The following is a 10,101-nucleotide window of genomic DNA, read 5'->3' as shown; positions in this document are numbered from 1 at the left end:
CCGGCGTCAACGGAAACGGTGCCATTGACCTTGCTGATGTCCTGGGCTGTCACAGTCAAAGGCAGGGCCAAGGCCAGAGCCAGCGTGATAAAGCGCATGATCAAAACTCCTCAAGATGGGACGAGGCTAGGATGCGCGTCTTCGAGCGAAGGTTTACCGTGACTTCCGACACAGCCGGCAATTGACGTGGCTACGCACGGCCTTCACCATTCCGTACTTGTCTCGTCTCATTCGAATCCAAGCCATGCACAAGCTCGTTCTGATCCGCCACGGCCAATCCCAATGGAACCTTGAAAACCGCTTCAGTGGGTGGGCCGATGTGGACATTACCGAGCAAGGTGCCGCCGAAGCACGGGAGTCAGGTGAGCTGCTGGTGCAGGCCGGCTATCACTTCAACGTGGCGCACACCTCCGTGCTCAAGCGTGCCGTGCGCACCCTGTGGCACGTGCAGGACGCCATGGACTTGATGTGGATTCCGGTGCTTACCGACTGGCGCCTCAACGAGCGCCACTATGGCGGACTTACCGGGCTCAACAAGGCGGAAACTGCTGCGAAGTACGGCGAGGACCAGGTCAAGGTCTGGCGCCGCAGCTACGACATCCCACCGCCGCCGCTGCCGCGCGCGGAAAATCCCTCCTTGAAAGACCCGCGTTACGCCGGGCTCGATCCCAAGCTGATTCCAGATACCGAGTGTCTGAAAGACACCGTCGCTCGCGTCATGCCGTATTGGAATGAAGTGCTGGCGCCTGCCATTCGCAGCGGCCAGCGCGTATTGCTGGTCGCCCACGGCAACTCGATCCGCGCCCTGGTCAAATATCTGGACAACATCTCTGACGATGACATCGTCGAATTGAACATTCCCAACGGCGTGCCGCTGGTGTATGAGTTCGACGACCAGCTCAAGCCGCTGCGCCACTACTACCTTGGCGATGCGGATGCGATCGCCGCCAAGATGGCTGCCGTGGCGAACCAGGGCAAGGCCAAGTAAAACCTGTTACGGGCAAAAACACATGACGGGTGTCAATCGCCTGTCATGAGGCGCGCTGCTAATCTGCTCGCGACTTCCTGTGCGGGTGGACACCATGGCACCTCATTTCAGCATGCCGCTGGTCTTGATACCGGTGATCGTATTCGCCGTGTGGCGGCGGGTGCGCAGGCAGTTCGGCCTGCAGCCGATCCAACGCAAGCGGATGATTGCGCGCATCGTCATCTTGGCAGTCATTGCGGGACTCATCAGCTTCGCCGCCATGCATGACATCCGACTGCTGGGTGGACTGGCCGGCGGTGTGGTGGCCGGTGCCGCACTTGGCTTGATTGGGTTGCGCCTCAGCCGTTTTGAAGCGCATCCCGTGAAAGGTGACTGCTACGTCCCCAATCCTTACATCGGGGCGATCATCACGGCGTTGCTGCTGGCGCGGCTGGCATGGCGCTTTGCCATGCTCTCACCGCAGCTGGGAGATCCAACCGGCGCGACGCCGCCCATCCATGGACCCGGCCTCGGACAAAGTCCCTTAACCATGCTTACCTTCGGCCTGGTCGTGGGATATTACGTTTGCTATTACGCAGGGCTGCTGATCCATCATCAGCGGATCATGCGCAGCCGGCCGGAATTGCGCGAGACGGCCTGATTACAGGGCGTCGTGGTCCAGCTCGCCGGTGCGGATACGGATCACCTGTTCCAGGTTGCTGACGAAGATCTTGCCATCGCCAATCTTGCCGGTACGGGCAGACTGCGAGATGGCCTCAACCACGCGCTCAAGCTGGTCATCGTCCACCGCCACTTCCACCTTGATCTTGGGTAGGAAATCGACCACGTACTCGGCCCCGCGGTAAAGTTCGGTGTGGCCCTTCTGACGGCCGAAGCCCTTGACCTCGGTCACGGTGATCCCTTGCACGCCGGCTTCGGCGAGTGCTTCACGGACATCGTCCAGCTTGAACGGCTTGATGACAGCCACAACCAATTTCATGGATTTTTCCTCAACAGGGCTGACGGGCCCGGTCACGCGGTGCGGAGCATAGCGATTCTGTCCTCAGAAGGCAGCCCGTCCCGCCTTGTAGGAAAATCCCTACAAGTTTTGATGGAGCACACCGATGGCGCCGCTTTTCACCTTCTTCATACACTGCCTCCCGACGAGTTCGAGGTGCCTACCATGATGGGGAGGCAGGATATCGACCAAATTGCCCTACGACTTGTCTCGTTGGTTCCGCCAGGGATGGTAGACGCGCACAAGGATTTGCGCGCCAATTTTCACGATATCCTGGCGCAGGGACTGCGCCATCTCGAGCTGGTTACCCGTGAGGAATTCGACGTTCAGGCCCAGGTACTGGCGCGTACACGCGCTAGGGTTGAAGAGCTCGAAAAGCGCGTGGCGGAATTGGAAGCCACCATGTCATCTCGCGGAGCCTGATCAGTTCCGGTAGCCGTCCCCGATTCGTCACCATCACCCCAAGGAATCGGGGGCGGCCGTTTTCATCCGCCGAGATTCCACGGAGTCGCTCGATGGACCGATCAACCAGCGACTCCGCTCGCATGAGTGGTGGCCGTATCTTATGAGTCTGGCCGTCACTTTAAGCCGCGCGCAAGACGGAGTGGCTGCACCCCAGGTCATGGTGGAAGTCCATCTTTCCGGCGGCCTACCCAGCACCCATATCGTTGGTTTGCCCGAGGCGGCTGTGCGCGAGGCGCGCGACCGCGTCCGCGTAGCGATCCAAAGTGCCGCCTTCGAATACCCCAACCGCAGGGTCACCGTGAATCTTGCTCCCGCGGAGCTGCCCAAGGATGGTGGGCGCTTCGATCTGGCCATTGCTCTGGGCATCCTGGCGGCCGGCAACCAGGTTCCACGCGAAAAGCTTGATGATTGCGAATTCCTTGGCGAGCTGGCGCTTTCCGGTCAGTTGCGCCCGGTTTCAGGTGTACTGCCGGCCCTGCTGCGCGCACGGGCGCGCGGTCGCCGAGTGGTCGTGCCGCGTGCCAACGCGGAGGAAGCCGCCCTGATTCCCGAGGCTGACGTGCTAGTAGCCGATACCCTCGGCGACGTATGCAGTTGGCTGCGTGGCTCGCATGAGTTGATGCAACCGGCCTCGGCTCTAGTCTTGACCTCTGATAGTGACGCCGGTCCGGATCTCATTGATGTGCGCGGCCAGTTGCAGGCGCGCAGGGCCCTGGAGATCGCCGCGGTCGGTGGTCATCACCTGTTGCTGATGGGGCCGCCTGGTACGGGCAAGACCATGCTGGCTGAACGCCTGCCCGGCATCCTGCCACCGATGAGCGAATCCGAGGCCCTGGAAACCTGCGCCGTGCTGTCAGTAGCCGGCCAGCAAGTGGATCCGGCGCACTGGCGCCGCCGACCTTTCCGGGCGCCGCATCACACCGCATCCGCCGTGGCGTTGGTCGGTGGCGGCTCGCAGCCCCGACCTGGAGAAATTTCGCTCGCGCACAATGGCGTGCTGTTTCTGGATGAGCTGCCCGAATTCAGCCGACACGTGTTGGAGGTGCTGCGCGAACCGTTGGAATCGGGACATATCCTGATATCGCGCGCGGCGCGGCAGTTGCGTTTTCCTGCACAGTTCCAGCTGGTCGCAGCGATGAATCCTTGTCCATGCGGTTACGCGGGCGACACGCGCAAGCGCTGCCGTTGTTCGCCAGATCAGGTACAGCGTTACCGCTCGCGTATTTCTGGTCCGTTGCTCGATCGCATCGATCTTTGCGTGGAAGTACCCACCGTACCGTTGAGCGACTTGAGCACGCAGCGCAGCGCGCATGATGAGGACTCCGCTACGGTACGCAAGCGCGTCATTCGTGCGCGCAATCACGCCTTGGCGCGTGCTGGCCGGCCGAACTCGGAAATCAGCAACCGCGAGCTTGAACGCGATTGCGCGCTGGGGCCGGTGGAGCGCAAGTGGTTCGATACCGCGCTCGAGAAATTGGGGCTTTCCGCACGTGCGTACCACCGTACGCTGCGCGTGGCGCGAACGATTGCCGACCTTGACAACGGCGCCGCTGCCTTGGATCGGCATCACTTGGCCGAAGCGCTGCAATACCGGCGAATTTCCCTGCTAGCCGATTAGCAAACCCAAGCAGCGGTCCCTTCCTCAAGGAGAAGAAGGGGGCCGAAGCTGATCAAGCCGCTGAAGCTCGATGGAACTGCGCCTCTTCGGTCGAGCCTTTCAGCGCCACCGTTGACGACTTGCCTTGCTGGATCGCTTGCGTCACCGCGTCGAAGTAACCCGTGCCCACCTCGCGCTGATGCTTCACGGCTGTGAAGCCATGCTCGGCTGCTGCGAATTCCTTCTCCTGCAAATCCACGAACGCGCTCATTTGCCGACGCGCATAACCGTGCGCCAATTCGAACATGCTGTAGTTCAGGCTGTGGAAACCGGCAAGCGTGATGAATTGAAACTTGTAGCCCATCGCGCCAAGTTCTTTCTGAAACTTGGCAATAGTGGCGTCGTCCAGATTGCGTCTCCAGTTGAAGCTGGGTGAGCAATTGTAGGCCAGCAATTTGCCAGGGAATTTCGCATGGATCGCTTCGGCAAATTGTCGTGCCTGCTCCAGATTCGGCTTGCTGGTTTCGCACCAGACCAAGTCCGCATACGGCGCATAAGCAAGTCCGCGGCTGATGGCTTGTTCCACGCCCGGGCGCACGCGGAAGAAACCTTCCACCGTGCGTTCGCCAGTGGTGAACGGCTTGTCGTTGTCGTCAATGTCGGACGTAAGCAGGTCGGCGGCATCCGCGTCGGTGCGTGCAACCAAGAGGGTTGAAACGCCGAGCACGTCCGCGGCGAGGCGCGCGGCATTCAACTTTTCTACCGCTTCGCGCGTGGGCACCAGCACCTTGCCGCCCATATGGCCACACTTCTTCACTGAGGCGAGCTGATCCTCGAAATGCACGCCAGCCGCACCCGCCTCGATCATCGCCTTCATCAGTTCGAAGGCGTTGAGCACGCCACCGAAACCGGCTTCAGCATCTGCAACGATCGGTACCATCCAGTCGACGTCGTCCTTGCCTTCGGCATGATGCAACTGATCCGCGCGTAGCAACGTGTTGTTGATGCGTTTGACCACCAACGGCACGGAGTTGGCCGGATACAGCGATTGATCGGGATACATCTCGCCAGCTACGTTGGCATCCGCGGCGACTTGCCAGCCGCTGAGGTAGATGGCCTGCAGGCCAGCCTTCACCTGTTGCATGGCTTGATTGCCGGTAAGCGCACCGAGCGCATTGACGAACGGCTCCTTGTGCAGCGACTTCCACAAGCGCTCGGCACCATGGCGTGCCAGCGAATGTTCGATCGCCACCGTGCCGCGCAGACGCACGACGTCCTCGGCCGTATAGGCGCGTTCGACACCTTCCCAACGCGGATTGTTCTTCCAATCCAGCGCAATTTGTTCGGCAGTAGGCAAATGAGTTTTCATGTCAGTGCTCCGTCATCGTGTTGGCGCGCTATCAAGCGAGCTGCTCATACGCAGGAAGCGTGAGGAAGTTGCCAAGCTCATCGGCATGCGTGAGCTCGGTTAATAGTTTTGCGGCATCGACAGCGCGTCGTGCGCCAGGCAGCGTGCTTTCTTGCAGGCGATGCGTGTGAGCCGCCAAGGCTTGATCGAACAGCGCAGTATCGATCGGCGCGTGGTCGCTAAATACCAGGTTGCCGTGATGCAGCCATTGCCAAAGCTGCGCGCGAGCAATCTCGGCGGTGGCGGCGTCTTCCATCAGGTTGTGGATGGGCACGCAGCCCATGCCTTCCAGCCAGGCCGCGGTGTAGCGCAACGCCACTTCCACGTTGTTGTCGAAGCCGGAGCGGGTGATGGTGCCGGCGCAAGGCGCGATCAATGTGTCGCGATCCGCCGTCACGTCATCGCGTTTGACGTGCAGCTGATTCGGCGTCGGCATGTGTTGATCGAAAATCGCCATGGCGACGGGTACCAGTGCGGGATGCGCCACCCAGGTGCCGTCGTGTCCGGCTTGCACTTCGCGCAGCTTGTCGGCGCGAACTTTTGTCATCGCCTGGTCGTTCGCTTCTTCGTCGTTCTTGATCGGTATCTGTGCTGCCATGCCGCCCATGGCAAAGGCGCCGCGGCGATGGCAGGTCTGGATCAGCAACTCGGAATACGCCTTGAGGAACGGTACCGTCATCAGCACCTGGCCGCGATCCGGCAACAAGCGATCACGATGACCGCGGAAGGTTTTCAAGTAGGAAAAGATGTAGTCCCAGCGGCCGCAGTTGAGACCGACGGCGCGGTCGCGCAACGCATGCAGAATCTCGTGCATCTGGAACACGGCCGGCAGCGTCTCGATCAGCACGGTGGCTTTCATGCTGCCGTAGGGCAGGTCGAGTTCTTCTTCGGCCAGCGCCATCACCTCGTCCCAGAGTGCGGCCTCTTCCATCGCTTCGAGCTTAGGCAGATAGAAGTACGGGCCGCGATCGCGTACCTGCAACGCGCGCGCGTTGTGATAGGCAAACAGGCCGAAATCGACCAGGGCGCCGGCTATCGGCTCGCCATACACGGTGATGTGACGTTCTGGCAGGTGCCAGCCGCGTGGACGTATGACCAGGACCGCCGGCTTGGCGTCGACGCGGTAGTGCTTGCCCTCGGGGGAGCAGAATTCCAGCGTGCCGTTGACCGCATCGCGCAGGTTGATCTGGCCGTCCAGCTGATTGGCAAAGCTGGGCGCGGAGGAATCCTCGAAGTCGGCCATGAACACCTTGGCGCCGGAATTCAGCGCGTTGATGATCATCTTGCGCTCGACCGGGCCAGTGATTTCCACGCGCCGATCCTGCAGGGCGGCGGGAATGGCGGCGACGGTCCAGTCGCCTTCGCGGATCCCCTGCGTATCTGGCCGGAAATCCGGCAGGACGCCCGCGTCGTAACGCGCCTGGCGTTCGCGCCGGGCTTCCAGCAACTGCCGGCGCCGCGGTTCGGCGAAACGGTGCAAGCGGGCCAGGAAGGCGAGGGCATCGGGGGTGAGGATGTCCTCGTAGCCGGTGGTGTCCGCATCAATCTCGATGGGCCGGCTGACGAGCTTTTCGCTAGGTACTGCCATGGGCTGCTTCTCCACCTTGCATGACGGGGTGGGATGGGAAGCTAGCCAGTGGCACTATATTTGACAAACCAAATGTTTCAATTTTTGATATTTAAAAATCCAATACAAGACGTAAGTTATTGAACCAATTGCCGCCTAGCTGAGTGTCTGGAGGCCAAATATGGCAAAAAAGTTACCTGCGGGCAGCGTGAAGCGCCCGCCAAGGCGGAAGGTTGCCGCCTCGAAGGCAGACACCGGCCGGTACTACTACAAGGGCAATCGCCTCAAGCAGATGCGCGCCTTCGTCACCACGGTGAAGCTGGGCACCCTCAGCCGTGCCGCCGAGGCGCTGTACCTCTCCCAGCCGTCCGTCAGCTTGCAGTTGCAGGCGCTGGAACGGGAGCTGGGCGCGCAACTCCTCCAGCGCAGCCGCCGACGTATCAATTTGACCGACGCTGGCGAGGCGCTCTACGAACTGGCGCGTCCGCTGGTGGAGGGGTGGGAAAATCTGGATCGCCAATTCCAGGCAAAGATCAAAGGCGGCCAGGCGGGCAAGCTGACGATCGCGGCCGGCAGTTCCACCATCCAGTACCTGCTGCCGGCTCTGGTGCGGCAGTACCGGGAGCGCTTTCCCGACGTCCAGCTGCAGCTCGCCAATGTCACCGGCAAGGACGGCCTGGCGCTGCTGCGCGCGGACGAGGCGGATTTTGCGGTGGGCTCCATGCTCGACGTACCCAACGACATCGCCTGGGCGCCCGTGTATCACTACGATCCGCTGCTGATCACGCCGGTAGATCACCCGCTGGCGAGCCAGCAAAGCGTACGGCTGGAGGATATTTCGCCCTATGGCCTGATCCTGCCGCCGCAGCGTCTTTCCACTTATCGGCTGGTGGATCTGGTGTTCCAGCAGCGGCAGGTGCCCTATCACGTCGCCATCGAAGTCGGTGGTTGGGAGGTGATCAAGGAGTACGTGGCGATGGGCATGGGCATTTCCATCGTTACCAGCATCTGCATCACCGACGCGGATCGCCAGCGCCTGGCCGTACGCAACATGCGCCAATACTTTCCGCAGCGCAGCTATGGCGTCGTAATGCGCAAGGGCAAGTTTCTCAGCAAGGAAGCGCAGGCGTTCATCGACTTGATCCGGCCCGGTTTGCTGACGCACCGGGACTACGACGAGCCGGGTCATTCCGAGCGGTGAGGCCACTGACCTCATGCACTTGGCGAGGGCGGCGATCAAGCGCCACGATGATCATCACATCCATCAAGGGCGTCCGTCATGAACCTCTGCAAGCCTGCCTTCGCCACCGTAGTGATGCTGTGCTCCCTGGCCCCTTGTTATGCCGCCGATCAAAATGCCCAAGTCATGCAGCCCGTCCATCAGTTTTTTGATGCGCTTGGCCGGCAAGACAAAAGCGGCATGCTGGCGGTCGTCGTCCAGAACCTCGAGATCACGAGCGTGCATGAGGGCGAGCTACGCCGTCTGGACATCAACAAACTCACCGATGCCATTGCAGCGCATCGCGGCGGACCCATTGCCGAGCACATTTACCGCCCGCTCGTGCACATCGATCACGACCTTGCCGTCGTCTGGGCGCCCTATACATTCACGATAAGCGGCCAGGTGGACCATTGCGGCACGGATGTCCTCACGCTTGGCAAGCTCGATGGCCGCTGGACCATCATCGGCTTGTCCGATAACGAAAGAAAAGAACATTGCCAATGATGGGTGCTTGATGCAGGCAGTCGTCAGCAACGCCTTGCCCGTATCAACTGCGCTGTTGCAAAGCGAGCTTCACGCCAAAGGCCAATAGCACTGCGCCGCAAACGCGATCCATCCATTGGCCAAGTTGCGGTCGGGCGGTCAGCAGGCGATGAATGCGTCCGCCCATCAAGGCCAGCACGGTCGACCATGTCAGGCCGGTAGCGATGAAGCTCAATCCCAACAGCAACAGACCAAGCTGCGGATGGGGCGCGTGCATGGATACGAATTGCGGCAAAAACGCGAGGAAGAACAAGGCAACCTTGGGATTGAGCACATTGGTCAACATGCCTTGGCGGAAGGCTGCGCCAACCCCATTGCCACGCGTGCGCGTTGGCTGCCTGGTTGTCGCACGCGACAGCAGCATGCGACAACCGATCCACACCAGGTAAGCCGCGCCGAGATATTTCAAGACGCTGAAGGCCAGTGCGGACGTCATCAGGATCGCCGAAATGCCCAGCACCGCCGCCAACGTGTGCACGATGCAGCCGGCATTGATACCGAGGGCTGCGCCCATGCCTACGACATGGCCTTCGCGGCCGCTGCGCGTAAGGATGTAGAACGTATCCAGCCCGGGCGTGAGATTGAGCACGATGCTCGCCAGCAGAAATGCCTGGTAATGCTGGATGCCGAAGGCGTCCATCGGTTTCCTCTTTTACGATGCTTCCGTATTGCGATGCTTGCCGCGATAAGGCCGGAACAACGCACGTATCGCCAGCATGTCCGCATCGGGATCATCAGTGGCGCGCACCAACGGACCGAGCGTGAAGGTCTTGCTGGGATAGTCGATAAACACCGGCTGGATCGGCACGTGGGCTTCGTGTGCGATACGCAGAAACCCGGATTTCCAGTGTTTGACGTGCTTGCGCGTGCCTTCGGGCGTAATGCCCAGCCACATGCGTTCCTTCTCATTGAAGCGCTTGACCATCTGGCCAACCACGTTCAACGCCGCCTTGCGGTTGATCGGGATCATGCCGATCGGCCGCAGGATGACGCCCAGCGGCCCTTCCAGCACTTCGCGCTTGATCATGATGTTGATGTTGATGCCCAGCGCAATCTTCATCATCAAGCCCCACACGCCGTCCCAGTAAGACGAATGCGGCGCGCCGATCAGGATGACTTTCGGCTCGTCCGGCAATTGGCCAAGCAGGCGCCAGCCGGAAAGGCGCAGCAAGCCGCGCATCAGCCAGGGCCAAAAGCGGCTGTTGAGCAGAGGAGCTTGCGGCGGCACCGCCGGCAGCATGGGGTCGCTCACTCGCTGCTCCAGGAACGTGACCGGCCTTGTTTGATCTTCGCCCGCTGCTGCTTGCCTTCCAG

The 10,101-nt window shown here is 61.0% G+C and carries 11 protein-coding genes; 6 read left to right on the top strand and 5 right to left on the bottom strand.

What is annotated here, in order from left to right; translation table 11 throughout:
* The first annotated feature begins 244 nt into the window (after positions 1-244).
* Both gpmA and VJR68_RS17310 read left to right on the top strand, forming a co-directional pair.
* Positions 245-988 (top strand): 2,3-diphosphoglycerate-dependent phosphoglycerate mutase, encoded by a 744-nt coding sequence (gpmA, locus tag VJR68_RS17315; protein ID WP_324149780.1) that lies wholly within the window; start codon positions 245-247, stop codon positions 986-988.
* Between the two features lie 94 nt (positions 989-1,082).
* Complete coding sequence (locus tag VJR68_RS17310) at positions 1,083-1,628, top strand: DUF1453 domain-containing protein (protein WP_324149779.1); 546 nt, start codon at positions 1,083-1,085, stop codon at positions 1,626-1,628.
* Here the strand turns inward: VJR68_RS17310 and glnK are convergent, their stop codons facing one another.
* A complete protein-coding gene (gene glnK / locus VJR68_RS17305; RefSeq protein WP_284321058.1) occupies positions 1,629-1,967 on the bottom strand; it encodes a P-II family nitrogen regulator in 339 nt (112 codons plus the stop codon). It lies immediately after the preceding gene.
* Between the two features lie 111 nt (positions 1,968-2,078).
* Between glnK and VJR68_RS17300 the strand changes: the two genes are divergently transcribed.
* Positions 2,079-2,408 (top strand): accessory factor UbiK family protein, encoded by a 330-nt coding sequence (locus tag VJR68_RS17300; protein ID WP_324149777.1) that lies wholly within the window; start codon positions 2,079-2,081, stop codon positions 2,406-2,408.
* A 142-nt stretch (positions 2,409-2,550) separates the two neighbouring features.
* Positions 2,551-4,068 (top strand): YifB family Mg chelatase-like AAA ATPase, encoded by a 1,518-nt coding sequence (locus VJR68_RS17295; RefSeq protein WP_324149776.1) that lies wholly within the window; start codon positions 2,551-2,553, stop codon positions 4,066-4,068.
* Between the two features lie 52 nt (positions 4,069-4,120).
* On the opposite strand, the gene aceA is transcribed toward VJR68_RS17295, so the two are convergent.
* Both aceA and aceB read right to left on the bottom strand, forming a co-directional pair.
* Entirely contained in the window at positions 4,121-5,416 is a 1,296-nt protein-coding gene (gene aceA, locus VJR68_RS17290; RefSeq protein ID WP_324149775.1) for an isocitrate lyase, read from the bottom strand.
* Positions 5,417-5,447: 31 nt separating this feature from the next.
* A complete protein-coding gene (gene aceB / locus VJR68_RS17285; protein WP_324149773.1) occupies positions 5,448-7,043 on the bottom strand; it encodes a malate synthase A in 1,596 nt (531 codons plus the stop codon).
* 271 nt (positions 7,044-7,314) lie between these two features.
* On the opposite strand from aceB, the gene VJR68_RS17280 reads away from it, so the two are divergent.
* Positions 7,315-8,223, top strand: a complete 909-nt coding sequence (locus VJR68_RS17280; protein ID WP_324149781.1) for a LysR family transcriptional regulator — start codon at positions 7,315-7,317, stop codon at positions 8,221-8,223.
* 78 nt (positions 8,224-8,301) lie between these two features.
* A complete protein-coding gene (locus VJR68_RS17275) occupies positions 8,302-8,748 on the top strand; it encodes a nuclear transport factor 2 family protein (protein ID WP_324149772.1) in 447 nt (148 codons plus the stop codon).
* A gap of 43 nt (positions 8,749-8,791) precedes the next feature.
* Here the strand turns inward: VJR68_RS17275 and VJR68_RS17270 are convergent, their stop codons facing one another.
* Together VJR68_RS17270 and VJR68_RS17265 are read right to left on the bottom strand one after the other, a co-directional pair.
* The gene (locus tag VJR68_RS17270; protein WP_324149771.1) at positions 8,792-9,427 is read right to left on the bottom strand and encodes a LysE family translocator; all 636 of its coding nucleotides are present in this window, start codon (positions 9,425-9,427) and stop codon (positions 8,792-8,794) included.
* 12 nt (positions 9,428-9,439) lie between these two features.
* On the bottom strand, positions 9,440-10,027 hold the full coding sequence (locus VJR68_RS17265) for a 1-acyl-sn-glycerol-3-phosphate acyltransferase (protein ID WP_414647812.1): 588 nt from the start codon (positions 10,025-10,027) through the stop codon (positions 9,440-9,442).
* Positions 10,028-10,101 lie beyond the last annotated feature (74 nt).

The organism is Dyella sp., from assembly GCF_035277725.1.
Taxonomy (GTDB): domain Bacteria; phylum Pseudomonadota; class Gammaproteobacteria; order Xanthomonadales; family Rhodanobacteraceae; genus Dyella_B.
Note: the sequence above shows the minus strand (reverse complement) of the source record. Positions and strands in the feature narration are given on the sequence as shown.